General features: G+C 36.7%; 1 pseudogene. It reads right to left on the reverse strand.

Going from position 1 to position 248, the window contains the following annotated elements:
• Positions 1-248: pseudogene (locus AAEY88_RS14910) on the reverse strand (DNA topoisomerase IV subunit A); the annotation flags it as partial.

Consider the following 248-nt stretch of genomic DNA (forward strand, 5'->3'; position numbering starts at 1 on the left):
GCGCTTTGGCATCTAAACGCTCAATAATTGGCGAGCGACGATTATCACCATAAGTCTCACCATCTTGGATTAATTCTTTTTTCACTAAGGTTTTCATGCGACGTTCTGAACTTAACAATAACTCTAATTTGTCACGTTCTGCCGCAAGCTCATCTTGCTCACCTTTAATTTTAAATTCTTCAAGCTTGGCTAAATGACGTAATTTTAACTCTAAAATTGATTCAGCTTGTTTATCCGACAAGTTAAAG

This window comes from Psychrobacter sp. CAL346-MNA-CIBAN-0220, from assembly GCF_040309805.1.
Classification (GTDB): Bacteria; Pseudomonadota; Gammaproteobacteria; order Pseudomonadales; family Moraxellaceae; genus Psychrobacter.